The 14942-nt window shown below is 69.3% G+C and carries 15 protein-coding genes; 9 read left to right on the top strand and 6 right to left on the bottom strand.

Annotated elements, in window-relative coordinates:
• Positions 1 to 41: 41 nt before the first annotated feature.
• Positions 42 to 512, bottom strand: coding sequence for a transposase (locus ABZ478_RS37505; RefSeq protein WP_359557060.1), 471 nt, complete (start codon positions 510 to 512; stop codon positions 42 to 44).
• 28 nt (positions 513 to 540) lie between these two features.
• Positions 541 to 738 carry a transposase gene (locus ABZ478_RS37500; protein WP_359557023.1) on the bottom strand — a complete coding sequence of 66 codons (198 nt, stop codon included), beginning with the start codon at positions 736 to 738 and terminating at the stop codon, positions 541 to 543.
• 272 nt (positions 739 to 1010) lie between these two features.
• Here ABZ478_RS37500 and ABZ478_RS37495 point away from each other — a divergent pair, with 272 nt between their 5' ends.
• Positions 1011 to 1136, top strand: a complete 126-nt coding sequence (locus ABZ478_RS37495) for a hypothetical protein (protein ID WP_359557021.1) — start codon at positions 1011 to 1013, stop codon at positions 1134 to 1136.
• Between the two features lie 40 nt (positions 1137 to 1176).
• On the opposite strand, the gene ABZ478_RS37490 is transcribed toward ABZ478_RS37495, so the two are convergent.
• On the bottom strand, positions 1177 to 1785 hold the full coding sequence (locus ABZ478_RS37490; RefSeq protein WP_359557019.1) for a hypothetical protein: 609 nt from the start codon (positions 1783 to 1785) through the stop codon (positions 1177 to 1179).
• A 1114-nt stretch (positions 1786 to 2899) separates the two neighbouring features.
• On the opposite strand from ABZ478_RS37490, the gene ABZ478_RS37485 reads away from it, so the two are divergent.
• The 5 genes from ABZ478_RS37485 to ABZ478_RS37465 all read left to right on the top strand — a co-directional run bounded on the left by ABZ478_RS37485 (position 2900) and on the right by ABZ478_RS37465 (position 9988).
• The gene (locus ABZ478_RS37485) at positions 2900 to 3955 is read left to right on the top strand and encodes a glycosyltransferase family 2 protein (protein WP_359557017.1); all 1056 of its coding nucleotides are present in this window, start codon (positions 2900 to 2902) and stop codon (positions 3953 to 3955) included.
• A 93-nt stretch (positions 3956 to 4048) separates the two neighbouring features.
• Positions 4049 to 4318, top strand: a complete 270-nt coding sequence (locus tag ABZ478_RS37480; RefSeq protein WP_359557016.1) for a hypothetical protein — start codon at positions 4049 to 4051, stop codon at positions 4316 to 4318.
• Positions 4319 to 4498: 180 nt separating this feature from the next.
• Positions 4499 to 6784 carry an NHL repeat-containing protein gene (locus ABZ478_RS37475; protein ID WP_359557013.1) on the top strand — a complete coding sequence of 762 codons (2286 nt, stop codon included), beginning with the start codon at positions 4499 to 4501 and terminating at the stop codon, positions 6782 to 6784.
• A gap of 2131 nt (positions 6785 to 8915) precedes the next feature.
• Positions 8916 to 9572, top strand: coding sequence for a YeeE/YedE thiosulfate transporter family protein (locus ABZ478_RS37470; protein ID WP_359557011.1), 657 nt, complete (start codon positions 8916 to 8918; stop codon positions 9570 to 9572).
• Entirely contained in the window at positions 9572 to 9988 is a 417-nt protein-coding gene (locus ABZ478_RS37465) for a YeeE/YedE thiosulfate transporter family protein (protein WP_359557009.1), read from the top strand. The genes ABZ478_RS37470 and ABZ478_RS37465 overlap by 1 nt, the downstream gene beginning before the upstream one ends.
• A 406-nt stretch (positions 9989 to 10394) precedes the next feature.
• Here ABZ478_RS37465 and ABZ478_RS37460 read toward each other — a convergent pair whose 3' ends face one another.
• From ABZ478_RS37460 to ABZ478_RS37450, 3 genes are all read right to left on the bottom strand, one after another.
• On the bottom strand, positions 10395 to 11648 hold the full coding sequence (locus ABZ478_RS37460; RefSeq protein WP_359557006.1) for a protein kinase: 1254 nt from the start codon (positions 11646 to 11648) through the stop codon (positions 10395 to 10397).
• 804 nt (positions 11649 to 12452) lie between these two features.
• Positions 12453 to 12650, bottom strand: coding sequence for a hypothetical protein (locus tag ABZ478_RS37455; RefSeq protein ID WP_359557004.1), 198 nt, complete (start codon positions 12648 to 12650; stop codon positions 12453 to 12455).
• 109 nt (positions 12651 to 12759) lie between these two features.
• Positions 12760 to 13239, bottom strand: a complete 480-nt coding sequence (locus ABZ478_RS37450) for an ATP-binding protein (protein ID WP_359557001.1) — start codon at positions 13237 to 13239, stop codon at positions 12760 to 12762.
• Positions 13240 to 13401: 162 nt separating this feature from the next.
• On the opposite strand from ABZ478_RS37450, the gene ABZ478_RS37445 reads away from it, so the two are divergent.
• The 3 genes from ABZ478_RS37445 to ABZ478_RS37435 all read left to right on the top strand — a co-directional run bounded on the left by ABZ478_RS37445 (position 13402) and on the right by ABZ478_RS37435 (position 14869).
• Positions 13402 to 13779 carry an STAS domain-containing protein gene (locus tag ABZ478_RS37445; RefSeq protein WP_359556998.1) on the top strand — a complete coding sequence of 126 codons (378 nt, stop codon included), beginning with the start codon at positions 13402 to 13404 and terminating at the stop codon, positions 13777 to 13779.
• A 190-nt stretch (positions 13780 to 13969) separates the two neighbouring features.
• Positions 13970 to 14098 carry a hypothetical protein gene (locus tag ABZ478_RS37440; RefSeq protein WP_359556996.1) on the top strand — a complete coding sequence of 43 codons (129 nt, stop codon included), beginning with the start codon at positions 13970 to 13972 and terminating at the stop codon, positions 14096 to 14098.
• 189 nt (positions 14099 to 14287) lie between these two features.
• On the top strand, positions 14288 to 14869 hold the full coding sequence (locus ABZ478_RS37435; protein WP_359556993.1) for a hypothetical protein: 582 nt from the start codon (positions 14288 to 14290) through the stop codon (positions 14867 to 14869).
• Positions 14870 to 14942: the final 73 nt, after the last annotated feature.

Here is a 14942-nt window from a genome sequence, read left to right as displayed (position 1 = left end):
GGCCGACGAGTACGGCGAGGTCGTGGTCCGCTCGACCACGGCTAGTAGTGCTTCGTTAGGTTCTGGGCTGTCTGCGGATGCTCCGAGGGCTGGGCAGGCGGCGTCCGCAGGTGAAGCATGTACCGGTGCAGCACCTCAGCAGGTCCTGAAGAGCATCGAGGACCTGGTAGAGGGTCGGGCCGGTGCGCGGACTTTTGGGTCGAGCCGCCTGAGGGTCGGACGGGCAGGACGCCGTCCCACCGGTTGCGGCCGCCGCCCGCCTCCTGAGCTGCGGCCAGGGACTGCTTGCGCGCGGGCCGCACTGTCAGCACCGCGAACCGCGAGGTCATCGTGTCTTTGCTGCCCTGCCTCCAGGTCACCTCGGTGAACCGCTCCGCACCCGCCTGCGCTGCGAGGACGCAGACGGCTCGCGGTGGGGTGCGGTAGCGGGGAAGGGTGGGCGGTCCGAGCCCGCCATAAGCAGGCTGGTGCGGCTCGGCATCCTCCCGGTGGGCGACTTCCTTCCCGTTCAGGGCCAGGACATAGGACAGTCCTCGCTCCTCAAGACCGAGCCGGAAAGGGGGTGCTGACGCCGTAGCCGGCGTCGGCGACCACGACCGGCGCCTTCAGCCGCCACTGGGCGAGGGTGTCCAGGAGGCCGAGCGCGAGACGCCACTTCTCCCGGTGCACCACATCGTCGGGGACACCTGCCCTGCGGCATCGGTCCGGCTCGTCCGTCCACTCACGCGGCAGATACAACTGCCACTCCAACGGGCACGAGGCGGAGTCGGTGGCGGCACACAGGCACAAAACGCCACCACGCGGCGTGAGCTGATCGCTAGCTGAGCTCAGGCCGGGCGTGGTGGCGGCCGGACGTGCTCCTGGGCGTCTCTTGGCGGGAGCGGCGAAGGGCGCGCTGCGCCTGCTGGAGCCTCGGCTACGGCAGGACGACCACGTCCATGGCTGAGGTCTGCCACGCTCACCTATGGCCCGATGTGCCGCGCACTTCTTCGATGCTCCAGGGGAGGCGAGTGTCGCGCACTGCGGTCACCGCTACCGAACTCCTGCGGTTCGGGCACTCCTGGACCGCCGTCCACGCCATCCACGCCGCCCGCCCCTCCTCGCCCACCCCAGCGGACGGTTCCTGCTCACTCTGACTCCAAGGCGGTCAGGCCGCCGATCCCGACCGCCGCCGAGTCAGTAAAACCACTGGTCTGCGACCACTTCGCTGCGGCCCAGAAGCGCCGTGCGCTCCTTCAGGTCGTCGCCGGCCATCGCCATGGCGGTGGCTCGTACGTGGCCCTCCAGAATGACGACTCGCGTGTCAGGACCGGAGTCAACCAGAATGATCTCAGGGACCGGAGCCCCGGCTACGAAGGCGTCGCGCAAAGTATCGAATGCATCAGCCTCATCCGGTTCGGCCAGCTTCGCCGACGCGAACGTGGCCGCCAGCCGGGTGCCGCCGGTGACTGCCACCCAGTAGTCCCAGTTGATGTAGTGCAGACGAGCCACGTCAGCCGCGTCGATGCTCACCCGCCACCAGGCCAGATCCCGTACGGGTAGCCCTCCGCTGTAGGTCTCCAAGGAGGTATCCGCCTGGTCAAATCCACGGTATTCGCGTAGCAGACCCAGCCGAGCGGCGTTCGCCTGCTCGTCGGTGAGGTCCGGGTCTGTCACCAGCGCGGCTGGCAGACCGTCGCGCCGCAGCATGCTGCACACGATGGCGCCGAACCGATTGGAGTCAACCTCAGCGCCAAGCCAGACAGCGACTACTTCATCAAGAGTGACGGGCAGGAGAAGTTTCATCCAGGCCTCGAGGCAGGGTCATGTGATGTTTGTCAGAACAGGTGCGGACGTGGGTGGTTGCTTGCCTCCCTGCAGTGCCAGACCCGGTATGGCTCCCGCGTCTGGAAGGCGCTATCCACCTCGGCCATGGTTCTTACCACCCAAGTGAGTTCCATGGCGCGATGTCTCGAGCCGTGACGTGACAGGGCCCGTATCCGTCGGGGAAAGCCGTACCGTGATCCTAAGATCACGAGTGCCTGCACGGACAGTGCGCCTCGCCTGCCGCCTCCGTGCCACCGGCTGCCAAACCCGTCTGTCTACCGGGGGCGGCGCGGCGGGACCTCGGCGCTCTTCCTTGTCACGTTGTGTCCGGATCGGGCCTGTGTGGCGCTCGGGCGTGATCAGCGGGCGACGGCAGCCTAGGACGGCTCGCCCAAGCGCGTCGAGGGCGGAGACCGCCGCAGCGGTCCATGGGACAGGGCAGGGAGGCCAAGGCCGACGGCGAAGACCATCAGTTTCCGTGGCCAGGTCGCGGGTGCGGCAGGTCTGCGCGAGGCAGAGCTCGCTGCAACAGGGCTGTGTGCAGGTACTCGCGGGCGATGGCCGCACTCAGCCAGTGCAGGTCCCGGTGGTCAAGTCTGCTTCCGGCGCTCCGCCCGCGTGCAGGAGGTATGCACGGCGGCGTGGGCGCTGCCGTGCTCGGGGCTGGCCGGGGTGGGGGGCGCGTGCGTGCTTGGGGTGGTGCGCCGGAGCGGGAAACGCAGCGCTTTGTGCTTCGGCAGGTCCTGCTCCGTTCGAGTGAGGAGTCCCGCGAGCCGTCCCCCACGGTGGAAGGGATGCATATGCCGGATGAAAGTCCGTCCGGCGGTCGCTGGGTAACACCAGCGAGCAGGCATGCGCCGACATGGCTGCGGCTCGGTGCGGCGGCCGCCTGGCAGCCGCATCCTCAGGAGCCGTAGGGGGTGGTCTGCGTGCCACGCCCCTGTCGGGCGCTTGCCTGTGTACACCACGTCCCCATAAGCGCAGTCCCCTTGGCACTGTCCCCTGGTGCGCTCGGTGATGCGGGCGCGCGGTCAGGAGCACGGTTATGCGAAGACCCACGCATCATGCCCGCGTGTGGCCCTCTCCTCGCAGCATGGCGGCACCGCGGATCATCGCGCTGATCCCCGCACACAACGAGGCCGACCGCATCGGCGCGGCCATCACGGCCCTGCGGGCGCAGAGCCGGCAGCCGGACCGGATCGTCGTGGTGGCCGACGGCTGCACCGACGCGACCGTGGACATCGGTCGACGGGCCGGGGCGGTGGTGGTGGAGTCCGCAGGCAACCGTGACAAGAAGGCCGGGGCGCTCAACCAAGCCCTGGACCGGGTCCTTGGCGGGCTGGCTGCCGATGACCTCGTCCTCGTCCAGGACGCCGACACCACCCTCGCCCCGTCCTTCGTTGCCTGCGCCGTCGAGGCGATGACCGCGGATGTGGGGGCGGTCGGCGGGATCTTCTACGGCGAGCCGGGCGGGGGGCTGCTCGGCGTCCTGCAGCGGATCGAGTTCCAGCGCTACGCCCGGGAGATCGCACGGCGCTCCTACCGGGCCGATGTCCTCACTGGGACCGCGACGCTGTTCCGCGTATCGACCCTGCTGCAGATCAGGCAGGCGCGCCTGGACGGTCTCATTGGCGGCGGCGCCTCCTACTACTCGCTGGCCTCGCTCACCGAGGACGACGAGATCACCAAGGCCGTACGCACCCTCGGCTACCGCACCGTCTCGCCTCCGGGTTGCCGGGTGGTCACCGAGGTGATGATCACCGTGCCGAAGCTGTGGCACCAGCGCCTGCGCTGGCAGCGCGGGGCTCTGGAGAACCTGCGGGACTACGGCTTCACCAGAGTCACCGCCCCGTACATCGTCCGCCAGGGGCTCATGGGGCTGTCCGTGCTGGCCCTGGCCATGTACCTGTGCTTCACCGGGTGGATGCTGGCCCGCGGCCGCCCCGAGTTCTCCCCGTTCTGGGTCGCCATCGGCCTGATCTTCGTCGCGGAGAAGGTCGTCACCGCCCGCGGAGCGGGCTTCAGGTCCCAGCTGCTGGCGGGCACCCTCGCCGTCGAGCTGGTCTACGACCTGTTCCAGCACGCGGTGTACGTGCGCTCCCTGTGGGACATGGCCCGGCGGCGTGAGGAGCGCTGGTGCGCAACCTGACAGGACCGGCACTGCCCCCAACGCCATCCCGGATAGCCAGAGCAGCGGTGGCGGCGTGCGGGGATGACGGGCGGGAGATGAGACGGGAGATCCGTGTACGCAGGTGTGCCACTGGCCAGTGCTCTGGGAGCCGGCGGAGCCTCCGCGCTCGCCTCCCGGCGACGTTCCGGCTTCGACACCCTCGCCACCGTGGTCGCGGCCACCACCCTGCTCATGGCCGGGGTGTCGGTGTGCAAGCTGCTGCCGCGACGCCGAACCGGCACGGTCCTCACCGACCGTCGGCGCCAGATCGCGCCGGAGCGGCTGGCTCTGCGGCTGCCGGGAGAGCGAACCACGACCGACGCCTGGGTGGAGGTCCCCTGACCCGGATGTCGCTCGGCTGCCGCCGGGCCGAGCGCTATGCCAGCCGTCTCCCACGCATGGCCGTCCCCAACGTACTCCGCGCGTCGAGCGCAGTCCGAGCGCGGTCGTAACAGCCCGGGGCCCGCCTCCACCGGAACACCGGCCGGCGCCGCGCCCCGCACCACAACAGGAGGAACAGCGATGACCACCAGAACTCCCGCCACAGCGGCATTCCCCGACGGAACGATCATCACAGCGGCCGGAAACGGCGAAGCGGGATTCGTCGTGGACGGCGGCCCGGCTGTCGGCACCAAGCTGTACAACCCGCATTCCGTGGCGGTGGACAGGGAGGGGAACCTCTACATCGCCGATGCCAGTAACCACCGTGTCCGCAGGGTGACACCCAGCGGGATCATCACCACGGTCGCCGGCAACGGCCAGGCCGGGTTCGTCTCCGACGGCGGCCCCGCCGTCGCCACCAGACTCAACGCCCCGCATTCCGTGGCGGTGGACGGGTCGGGGAACCTCTACATCGCCGACTACTCCAACCACCGGGTCCGCAAGGTGACACCCGACGGGATGATCACCACCGTCGCCGGCAACGGCCAGGCCGGGTTCGTCTCCGACGGCGGCCCCGCCGTCGCCACCAAACTCAACGCCCCGATCGGGGTGGCGGTGGACGGCTCGGGGAACCTCTACATCGCCGACTACGGCAACCACCGGGTCCGCAAGGTGACACCCGACGGGATCATCACCACCGTCGCCGGCAACGGCCAGGCCGGGTTCGTCTCAGACGGCGGCCCCGCCGTCGCCACCAAACTCAACTATCCCTGGGGAATGGCGGTGGACGGGGACGGAAACCTCTACATCGCCGACCGCTACAACCACCGAGTGCGCAAGGTGACACCCCAGGGGATCATCACCACCGTCGCCGGCAACGGCGTCGCCGGCTACATCGCCGACGGAGGACCCGCCGTCGCCACGACTTTGCACTACCCCGCGCATGTGGCCGTGGACGGGGCGGGCAACCTCTACATCGGCGACGGCCACAACCACCGGGTGCGCAAGGTGACACCGAACGGCATCATCACCACCGTCGCCGGCAACGGCGTCGCCGGCTACATCGCCGACGGAGGACCCGCGGTGGGCCAGCAGCTCTACTACCCCTACGGCGTGGCCGTGGCCCCCACCGGCGACCTGTACATCGGTGACTCTGCGAACCATCGCGTGCGGAAGGTGTTCGCAGCGGCGACCATGACCCCGCCGCCCCCGCCCATCGCCGACCTGTACGGCGAGCTCGTCCTGCCCGTCATGGTCCCCCGCCGCCAGGAGTTCGACCTGGGCGCCCGGATCCACAACCGCGGCCCCGCCATCGCCAGCGGCGAACACATCACGGTCGTGCTCACTCTGGCCGACGGCCTGGAAAGCGCCCAGGAGAACAACGGACGGCGCCTCACCCGCACCTTCCCAGGCACCGACCTGGCCCCCAACAAGGGCTCCCTTGACGGCGTGTTCCGCGTCCGCGCCGTCGACACCGCCAAGCCGGGCACGTACGAATCCACACTGGAGATCCAGTACGGCGGCGACCTCAACCTCAAGGACAACAGCTTCACCCTGCCCGTCACCGTCGTCGTCCCCGAACCGGTCGCCGACGAACGCGCCCTGACCATCTACCAGGAGAACATCCCGGAAGCCGCTCCCGGCCAGTCCGCCCGTGTCCTCCTGCGCTACGTCTCACCCGTCGGCCAGCCCGTCAACCCCGGCATCATCACCCAGCGCTTCACCGCGCCCACCGGCTTCGCCTTCACCGGCCGGCCCACCTACACCTACCCCGACACCGTCCAAGGCGCGATCACCGGCGAGCTGGAACACGAGATCTACGACTCCGGCCGCACCCTCGTCATCCGCGACAACCCCCACCTCAACACCGCCGACACCGACGCCGGCACCCTCGTCTACAGCCTCGGCCTGCAAGCTCAGCCCGACGCCACCCCCGGCCTGGCAAGCGACGGCTCGGCCAGCATCGGCCGCCGCGCCCCCGTACAGATCCTGGCCAAGGTCACCGGCACCACCGCCCAGCCCGGTGTCCGCATCACCCAGACCCGGCTCGACCAGTCACGGGTACAGCCCGGCCAGCAATGGGCATACCCCGTCGTGCTCACCCTCACCAACACCGGACGCACTCGGATCGGCCCCCAGGACATCGTCTTCACCGCCCCCGAGGGCCTGTGGTTCACCGAGAACCGGGTGATGATGTCCAGCGAAGGGGCGACAGGCGAGATCGAACTGTCCGGTCAACGCTCCAACGGCAACCGCACCCTGACGATCCGGGGCGCTGCCCTCGACCTGGACCCTGGCAAGTGGGCCGTCCTCTACCCCGAAATGGAAGTCGAATCCGACGCCGCGCCCGGCGCCGTACGCGTAGGCATCCGGATCGGCACCCCTCCCATCGCCACCAGCAACGCCACCGTCACGATCGAGGCATAACACCCCGAAGACCTCACCCCGGCGCCGAGCAAGACCCCGCTCACAGAGGCCAGGGCCCGCTGCTGGACAAAGCGGATCCAGTCCTTACCCGTGCCGATCGCGTCAGGCCTCCCGCGGCACCGCCCCGGGAGGCCCCGGGAATCAGCACTCGCAAAAAGGCGGCGCCGCCGGAAGTGGTGCGGTCGTTTCTCCGGTGGGAGAGTTCATCCTGATGAGGCGATCCCCCGAGCGGCGGGCGGCGAGGCCGCTCGATGTGGCACAAGCGATTCGCGAACACACCGAAGCCAGCCGGTAAGCCGATTCAGGCAGAAGGCTCCTCGTCAGTGCAGCCCCCGGCTCCAAGGACCCGCAGCGGGGTCGAGGCCGTCGCCGTGGGTTTCCCAAGCAGCAGGATGTCGATCAAGTAGGCCTGGCCCGCGCGTACGGCGTGCGCGGCCTGCGGGCCAGAGCCAAGAATGCGGCGAGCTGTCACACGGTCATCGTATGGGCAGACTTCTGGCGGACGTACTGCTGCCGCTGGCGCTGTCCGCTCCCCCGCACAAGAGCCGAAGTCACCCGCCGGCTCCGCACCGCCCGGGCCGACATCACAGCAGTGATCACAGGACAGTGCCGAACAGAGCACGCCGGTCACCGGACATCGCGCAGCGGGGGGCGGCGAGGCCGTGTTCGAGGCCCTTGCTGATCCGCCACGCGGCACCAGCGGGGGAACCTGATCCCCGGCCCGGTCGTCGAGGGCCCGTTCAGGACGAGGCGGTTGGCCTTCGGGGTGGCGGGACCGACCGGGGCGGCGGGACGGAGTTCTACCGGTCCAGTCCAAGCACTCCGGGTCAAAGAGGCGCGTGTACATCGGCCGGTCGACGTCGCCGAACCGTCCCACAGAGGGGAGCTTGTGCTGACGTCATGCTGGGCTTTTCATCCAAGCGACGAGCTGGCCCCACCAGCCGTCCTTGGTGTCCGGTCGGACCGGTGCCGGACCCGTTCGAGGTATCGGCTCCGCTGCGCGCGCACTCGTGCGCGGCGTCGGCTCGCACGTGCATCGCTGAAGCGTCGGTACGTCGGCGAGTACTTGCTCCACGTGTCTTCCGCAGCCCTCGTAGGTCACCTTCTGGCATGACCTGCAGACAGCACGTTGGCACATGGTTTCCTCCGTTGGCGCCGACCCTGTTGTACGGCTCAGTAATATCAACAGTTTCGTCACAGCCGAATTTCACATTTTCACCACGATGAACCTCCGAATGGGCACGGTCTCCACGAATTGCTGGCCCTGTCAGCGTCAGGTCCGGCCATGAGCGCGCGTCAGCCTCTGAGCATGCCGCGCGCTTTAACGGCCTTATCCAGCTATTAGGGACAGTAGGTTCTGGGTGTCGCATGACATATCTCACCCAGCGAGGTCGAACGATCACGGTGACGCAGGCCCCTGAGGTTGCTCGGGGCACCGGCACAGTGGTTCGATCACGCCCGGCCGAAAAATGGAGGAGACGTTCCGCATTGACAGGCCGTCACCGCGCCATTTTGGGATCGTCGGCCTGGCGCGGCGAGGGCATGAAACCGAGAACGGGCAACCGCTCAGTCCAACGGGTGGTGTGTGCCGGTCAGAAGGGAGCAACGTGAGTTGCTCGCACGCCGTAGGCTGCCCCCTTTTCCCCTTGCTCAGATCGAGCTTGCAAGGGTGGCGCGACTACTACTGCGACAGCGAGGATCATTGGCTCGGTTGCGCGCGCTACGAGATGTCGCTCACCGGGGAGCGGGTGCCGATCAGTCTGCTGCCCAACGGAGCCCGTGCGCGACACCTCGAGGACGTGTCCACCGACACGGGCCGGTCCGGCGCCGCCGACCAAGGGCCCCGTCAGGCCCCGCCGCCCCAGCCACATCCCTGGTCACCTGAGAGTGCGTCCTGGTCGCAGCCCGAACCGGCTCGGCCACCACAGCCGTCAGGGCCTGCGGCCGCGGCGTCGGAAACCGGGAGCCGGCTGGGGCCGGCGTCTGCGTCGATCTCCGTCTCGGTCCACCGGCCGTCACCGTCCCCGCAGTTTCCTCAGCCTCAGGACCGCCCGTCCCGGCGTGCGCGGCAAGGGGCCCGCGCGAAACGCGGGTTGTGGGCTCGATTCACCGAATGGATGGGAGGTCCCGCATGAGCGGCTACTGGCCCTGGTGGGCCGGCGCTGCCGGGCTCGCCTTGATCACCATCAACTACGCCCTCACCACGGACCGGTCCTTCGGGGTGTCGTCCGCGTGGGACCGCGTGCTGCACTGGCGCAGGGAGCGGCGCCTGGAGAGGATGGACGAGGAGTTCACCGACGAGCATGCTCTGGCGGAAGCCCTCGCGGCGGCTACGGCGGAGCACTTCGGTACCAGCCCGGGCGCGCCCGCAGTGCCGCCGGGTGCATACGGGACGTCACAGCCACTCGAAGCGGACGCCGAGCCGACGGTGAGTGAGGACATCCCGGTCGCCGGCCCGGGTCCAGCCCCGTTGGTCACCCAGGCTGCCCTACTGGTGTCGATCTTCCTCGGTGGACTGATCGCCGCACTCACCTCTGGCCGGTTCCACCTCCGTTTCGACATGGGGCCGGGCTTTCGCGACCTGGTCACCGCCGACCCGATCACCATGCTCGTCCTGCTGTTCGTCGGAGGCGTGCTTGTCGGCTTCGGCACTCGGCTGGCCGGTGGGTGCAGCTCCGGCCACGGGCTCAACGGCTGCGGTCGCCTGCGCCCGGTCAGCATCGTTGCGACCGCCGTGTTCTTCGGTACCGCCGTCGCGGTGTCGTTCCTGCTGTGGAAGGTGATCTGATGCGTACGCGGGGCGCGATTCTGCTGGCCAACATCATCACCGGGCTGGCTCTCGGTTTCACCGTCTCCAACATCGGTTTCGGCGACTACGCCGAGCTGAACCGCATGTTCACCTTCCAGGACATGCGCATGCTCCTCTCCTTCGCCGGCGCCGTCGTGATCATCGTGTGCGCGTTCGCTCTGCTGCGCATACGCCGCACCCCGGGGCGCATCCACGCCGGCGTGATCCCGGGCGCTGTGCTGTTCGGCACGGGCTGGGCCATCTCCGGCGGGTGCCCGGCCATCCCGATCGTCCAAGTCGCCGGCGGATACCTCCCTGCCTTGGTCACCATCGTCGGCGTCACCGTCGGCATCCGGCTGTGCCGCTGGGCCAACGCCCGCTACTTCCACCTCGACCGCGGCTCCTGCGGCCTGTAACCGGGACATCCATCGACACGTCTCCCGCTGTTTGGGAGCCAACACGCCTTCAGGGATCCTCAGGAGGTGGCGCACCGCGCCCCTCCCACGGGAGGCGCGGCCCGGCCCGAGTCGGCCGAGCGCCGAGCTGCCGCGCCATGTCCGGCCGTGACGGTGTGCCGCGGCCCGCTTCCGGGCGCGGCTGCTCCGGCTCATCGAGGCGGCAGGTAGAGGACGGGGCGGCGCGGGCCGTGGTCGGTCCCCCGATCCGCTCGCGGCCCAGCCTGGCGGGTTTGAGATCGGACGGAAGCTGGCAGCAGCCGTCTGTCAGAGCCTCCTCCCGCGGCCTTGGCTCTGTCGGCCGTGATTGTGCGCTGAGCTGGACGCGCTGGCGGCGCGGGGTTGTTGTGCCGCAGTCGGCAGCGGCTCAGTCGTCGGAGTGCTGCCTCTTGTCTTTCCCCCACCCGTGCTTGTCCCGGCCTTCGTGCTCCTGGCCGTCACCCCGTTCGCGCGCGGGCGGCACGCTGCGGGCCGGTGCGGCAGAGGATGCGGCAGGCGGGGACGGTGTCCGGGTTACGGGTGCGGAGGTGACCGTAGCCGGGGAGGGCGGTGCCGGGGTGGGCAACGAGGGCGATGAGGGGGTGCCATCGCCGGATCGCATAGAGGCTCCCAGTGCTGCCGCGGCGGCGAAGAGCGCCAGGCCGATGCCGCAGAGCGTGGCTTGGGTGGCCAGTCTGCGGCGGCCTCGCGGGCGGGAGTGCGTCGCAGCCCGGGATGGACGGAACCGCGGGCTGGGAGCGGGGGGCGCGGGCGGTGCAAGCGTGGTTGCGGTGCTGCGGGGTGTGGGCGGGGTCGGTGTCCGGTGGGAGCCGGCGAGCCAGTAGGCCGCCTGCTCGGCGGTGGGCCGGTGGGCCGGGTCCTTGGCGAGCAGGAGCAGCACGTAGTCGGAGAGTTGCTGCGGTATCTCGGGGCGCAGGCGGCTGGGCGGTGCTGGAATGCCGTTGACGTGTTGCTGCACCACTGCCAGCGAGGTCGCGCCGCGGAACGGAGGCCTGCCGGTGAGGAGTTCGTACAGCACGCAGCCGAGGGAGTAGACATCGGACGCGGGCTGGGCGGGGCGCCCGAGGGCGCGTTCGGGAGCGAGGTAGTCGGCGGTGCCGAGGATCTTCCCGGTGACGGTCAGAGCGCTGGCTGCCTCGTCGGCGAAGCGTGCGATCCCGAAGTCGGCGATCTTCGCTGTGCGGTCCTGGCTCAGCATCACGTTGGCGGGCTTGATGTCCCGGTGGATCACCCCGCGCTGATGCGCCGCGGCCAGGCCGGCTGCCGCCTGGGCGGCGATGGCAGCCGCGTCCCGAGGGTTCAGGACACCGCGCAGGGACCGTTCCTGGGCGAGGGTCCAGCCGTCGACGAGTTCCATGACCAGGTAGAACCGGTCGTGCTGGGAGCCGAAGTCGTACATGCCGACGACGTTGGGGTGGTTGAGCCGGCCCGCGGTCTGTGCTTCCAGGCGGAAACGCTCGGCGTCCGCAGCCGCCTCCGTATGCAGCAGCTTGATGGCCACGGGGCGCTTCAGGAGCTGGTCGGCGGCCCGCCACACCTCCCCCATCGCTCCGCGCCCCAGCCGTTCCTGCAACTGATAGCGGTCCGCCAGCAGCGCCTGCACACCCACCCCAATCACCACAACGCTCGTACTTCCACGGCTCCCACCCCCCAGGGCCGTGGTCCTTCGGCCGCAGGTGCCCGGCTGGCCGGCACTGCGGCCGAGTGCGACAGCCTTCGACAGCACCCCCGTGCGGGGCAGGCAGACGACGGGGGACGTACCTGCCTGCCCCTTGTACGCGGCTGCTCGCTCAAACGGGGGACGAGCGAGCGCCACGGGACCCCTGGGTCGTGAGTCCACTCGTACAGCGCCAAGACCATCGCTGGTGTCACAGTCCCGTACAGCGGCCGCCTGCCGGACGATTCAGACAGGGACGAGCGAGGGCAGGCCCAGTTACGGGGGGAAACCAGGCCTGCCCCTGAGGCGCCCGTATGTCTCCCCCCGGAGGCTGGGCGCCATGACCCCGCCCGGGGTCATTTAGGTCAGCGTGCGACCCGACAGGAGTGTCACGGGCTGACGGGGATGATCGCGAGACCAGCACCATCATGGAGATGCGCGCCGACAGCCGTCACAGCTTAATCACCCATGACACACACTGCCCTGGGGACGCAGCCTCGTCACCGACCGCTAGATCGGCAGTCAGTTCTCAACCAGCAGACGGGCGCTGCTGCCAGCGGGGACACAGCCATACGGCATAGGGCCGAAGCGCCCGTGCAACGCGCGCTGGCGCCTCGAGCGCCATGAGACCGAAACGGCTCTGGTCCACGTTCCTGGCACGCTGAACGTCAGGCCGGTTCGCGCATCGCACAGCGCTGTTCGCCGCAAGGCTGCTGTCTGGCTCCACTCGGCCACGAGCGTCTCCCTACCGACCGCTGCCGACGTCGGTCAGGCGGCGTCGGACCGGCGATGACTGGCCTGGGCAGGCACAAGAGTTTCTTGCTTGCCGCCTGGGATCAGGCGCAGGTGCCAGGGCTGGGCGTGGCGGGCTGGCTGCGGGGTGCGCGTCAGCCAGTCCTCGATGCGGTTCATCCCATAGAGCACGAAAGCCGCCACCGGCAGTAGCAGGCAGGCAACGATGACCACGGTGTCGGGCCCCCTCCCGGAAGACAGCCCGGTACGGATGCCCGGTCCGCGTACGGCTAACGGCCCGCTCACATGAAAGTCCCGTGCGTCTTGTGCGCCTGTCCCGCTGTTACAGGGGGCGCCGGCCGGCGACCGCGCCGCTTGGGTCGTCCAGCAGGGCGATGCGGGCGGTGATGCGTTTGCCGACCGGTTCCCGCTGGGCTTCGAAGCCCTGGCAGACGGCCATGACGATCTCCAGGCCGTGCTGTCCGACTCGGCCGGCGTCTGCGGCCCGGGCGATGGGAAGCACCGGGTCTGAGTCCCACACCACGACCTCGACCGTGTCGCCGACGATCCGCACATCGAGCAGCACCGGGCCGGGAGCGTACTTGATGGCGTTGGTGACCAGCTCGCTGACCACCAGCTGGGTCAGGTCCATGGCACGTTGCGAGACGTGCAGACCGTGGTCGGCCTGGACGCGGGTCAGGAAGTCGGCGGCCAGGTGACGGGCCTGGGCGATGACCGTGTCGTTCCCGTCCAGGGCAATGGTGGCCTGCAGAAGCCGGTCGCCCGGCGTGGTGCCGTCCTCACCCACAGTCGCTGCTTTCATCGTGGCCATCTTCAATACCCCGTTCACACTTCGCGCGCTTACCCGCCCCAGCGAGAGTGATACACGATTCCCTTGTGTTGCCTGCGTCTCACCCGGGCATCACCCGATCCATACGGGGCAGCGGATTCCGGATGTAGACCTAGCTGTGCCAGGATCACCGACATGGCCGAGGAAGAAGTGACGGACACCGAACAGGCTGCGCAGCCGGAGCAGCTGTCCATCGTGGCCACCACCACCGACGGCATCCACGTCCTGACAGTGGCTGGGGAGATCGACCACCACACCGGTGACACGCTCAGCCAGGCCCTGGACCTCACCGGCATGCCCCGGCCCCGTGTCGTCGTGGATATGCGGCAGGTGGCCTTCATGGACTCCACCGGCATCAACGTCCTCATCGCCGCACACCGCGCCCTGACCGAGGCCGACGGCTGGCTCCGCCTGGCAAGCCCGAGAGGCGCGGTGCTGCGCACCCTGCGACTCGTCGGCGTCGACACCGTCATCGACTGCCACGAAACGCTCGACCAAGCGCTGACCGGCTGACCCCTCGCCGGCCGGCCTCGACCGGGGCCTGCAGCTTGCACTGGGCGGAAGTTGCTGAGCCTTCGTGGCCGGAGAGAACCTGAGAGGGGCGACCTCGCAGCGGGGAAGTACAGGCTGGTGGGGCTCATGCACCGCCCTGCACCGCCTCCGCCGGCCCCGTGTCGTACTGCTCCCGCGCAGGGAGGACACCGTGCCCAGTCAGAAAGCGCTGCGCGGCGTTCGTCGGCGACTGCTCACCCATGCGGTGACCCACCAGGCCGTCGGCATCGTGCTGGCCCGTTACCCCGGAGTACCGACGTCGCAGCCGCACTCCTCCTGATCAAGAACGCCTCTCAGCAGCACAGCCTCACACCGCACCAACCGGCCGCGGCCCTGATCACCGCTCCGGCGCCCGGCACCGAGGCGGTCGTCTTGGTTCCCGGGCCGGCCCCGTCAGCCTGCCCCGCCCCTGCCATACCTCACCTCTGACAGCGCGGAGACAGCAGACCCGAGTGACGTCGTCAGCGCCGTGCTGGAGCGTGCGCTGCAGATCGCGCAGTCGGACCTGGGCCCCCCGCAACTGGCTGACCTGCGGACAAAGGAGCTGTGGATGGCCGCCCAGCAGGGCCACACCGAAGCCTTCCTCGACTTCTTCGACCAGGTCCGAAGCGACCGGGGATCAGCGTGTGCCCTGGCCGCGGCCCGCACGCAGCCCGTCACCGTCCTCGACGTCACCGCGGACCCCGCCTGCACCGACGCTTCCCGGGCAGCCATGCTTGCTTCAGGATCCCGCTCCTGCGAAAGCATCCCGATCACCGCGCCGGACGGCCGCCTCCTGGGCATCGTCTCCCCCACTACCGCCTGCCGCAGCACCACCTCCACCCCACCCGCACCCACGCCCTCCACGAGACGGCCCAGCAGGCAGGAGCCTGGCTCGACGGGCACCACCACACCGTCATCCTGGACGCACTCGAAGACCTGCACGCACACGCCCGCGCCTTCCTCCTCTCACCCCCTCCCAACCAGACATGACGAACTCTCTCGCAGGATTCCCATGCAGCGCTTTCCCGCAGGTGGCAACGGATACGCGTACGATCCCACGCTGCCGTGACGCCGCATACGCTGGGAGTACGCGCCGCCCTCAGGAACCCGGGAGGTGTGTCATGGCCCACGCCCATCGCTTT

It is taken from the genome of Streptomyces sp. NPDC005706, assembly GCF_040631045.1.
Lineage (GTDB): Bacteria > Actinomycetota > Actinomycetes > Streptomycetales > Streptomycetaceae > Streptomyces.
The sequence above is the reverse complement of the archived record's forward strand: the minus strand, read 5'-3'. Positions and strand labels throughout refer to the sequence as shown.

Coding starts and splice junctions, on each gene's coding strand:
- ABZ478_RS37490 (WP_359557019.1), bottom strand. CDS start 1,785: ATGAAACTTCTCCTGCCCGTCACTCTTGATGAAGTAGTCGCTGTCTGG.
- ABZ478_RS37485 (WP_359557017.1), top strand. CDS start 2,900: ATGGCGGCACCGCGGATCATCGCGCTGATCCCCGCACACAACGAGGCC.
- ABZ478_RS37475 (WP_359557013.1), top strand. CDS start 4,499: ATGACCACCAGAACTCCCGCCACAGCGGCATTCCCCGACGGAACGATC.
- ABZ478_RS37470 (WP_359557011.1), top strand. CDS start 8,916: ATGAGCGGCTACTGGCCCTGGTGGGCCGGCGCTGCCGGGCTCGCCTTG.
- ABZ478_RS37465 (WP_359557009.1), top strand. CDS start 9,572: ATGCGTACGCGGGGCGCGATTCTGCTGGCCAACATCATCACCGGGCTG.
- ABZ478_RS37450 (WP_359557001.1), bottom strand. CDS start 13,239: ATGAAAGCAGCGACTGTGGGTGAGGACGGCACCACGCCGGGCGACCGG.
- ABZ478_RS37445 (WP_359556998.1), top strand. CDS start 13,402: ATGGCCGAGGAAGAAGTGACGGACACCGAACAGGCTGCGCAGCCGGAG.